Source organism: Pseudoalteromonas sp. TB64, assembly GCF_000498095.1.
Lineage (GTDB): Bacteria > Pseudomonadota > Gammaproteobacteria > Enterobacterales > Alteromonadaceae > Pseudoalteromonas.
This window is the reverse complement of record NZ_AUTQ01000190.1, coordinates 1-1,386: the sequence shown is the minus strand read 5'-3', so window position 1 is coordinate 1,386 and position 1,386 is coordinate 1. Positions and strand designations below refer to the sequence as shown.

The 1,386-nt window shown below is 43.7% G+C and carries 1 protein-coding gene; it reads left to right on the top strand.

Going from position 1 to position 1,386, the window contains the following annotated elements:
- Positions 1-94: 94 nt before the first annotated feature.
- A partial coding sequence (locus L647_RS0115965; RefSeq protein WP_024611947.1) for an IS4 family transposase occupies positions 95-1,386 on the top strand: 1,292 nt, incomplete at its 3' end.

Sequence of the window (1,386 nt, the reverse complement as noted above, 5' to 3'; positions counted from 1 at the left end):
TAACACCGATCAGTTAAGGTATTTTTGATCGGTTGACCGATCTTTTGGTTGCTTCACAATACCCTTATCATCTTTTGATTATGAGGGTATTTTTATGCTTAGTCATTGGTTACTTGATACGGATATATTCGCCACTCCTGACTCTTTATCTACATTTCAGAAACATATCCCTCTTGAGTGGATTTCTAATGTGCTCGAGCAGACCGATAAAGCAAGTATTCGCAAACGTAAGTTACCTGCTGAGCTTGTCGTCTGGCTTATCATTGCAATGGGTCTTTTTCGCGACCGCTCTATTAGTGACATTGTTGAGAAGTTAGATTTAACACTCACTGATACCCTGGGCGATACGGTTGCTCCAAGTGCTATTCCTCAAGCGAGACAGCGCCTCAGTAGCGACCCCCTCCAAGCCTTATTTCACCTATGTGCAGCCCATTGGACACAAGAAGAAGATGCTGATGATACGTGGTATGGACTCCGGTTATTTTCTGTCGATGGAACGCAATTTCGTGCACCTGATACACCTGCTCTTGCTGAGCACTTTCACTATATTAAGCACAGTAAAAACCGTCATACAGAATATCCTATTGTACGCCTATGCGCCTTAAGCTCCTTGCGTAGCCGGTTGATACACCACGTTGCCTTCGGGCCCAGTTATCAAGGTGAGGTGAACTACGCAAAGCAGTTATTTAGTCATGTAAGTAATAACAGTCTAACTATTTTTGACCGATGTTATCTCAGCGCTGAGCTACTGATTAATTGGCGTAAGCAACACCCACAGTCGCACTGGATGGTCCCGATTAAAAGCAACACGCAATACACCGTCATTGAATCTTACTCTGAGCATGACTTCAAAGTAGAGATGAGTGTATCTGCGCATGCCAGAAAACAAGACCCTTCGCTTCCTGAGTGCTGGCAGGCCAGACTGGTTCTTTATCCTGAGCCAATGGGGCCTGGAAAAATAAAAGGTCTGCTGTGCTCTTTGGATGATAAACAGGCTTTTGGTGCGCAGGCCATTCTTGATGTCTATTTCGAACGCTGGGAAATTGAAAATAGCTATGGAGAAATAAAACACCAGATGCTTGAGGATAGTATTCTTTTGCGTAGTCAGACTGTGGATGGAGTCAATCAAGAGCTATGGGGTATATTGCTAGCCTACAATTTAATTCGAGTAGAGATAAGTCGAATAGCCAAAGAGGCTAAAGTCTCCCCGCTGAGAATTAGTTTTGTCATGGCTTTGCGGGATATACAGGATGAAATACTCTGGTGTGCCATCGCTTCGCCAGGTTCAATTCCAAAGAAATTAAGGGCAATGCGAGAACGAGTGAAACGTTATATTCTTCCAGAAAAAAGAAAACGGCCCAAAAGTAGGACCGTTCGAATTTCAAA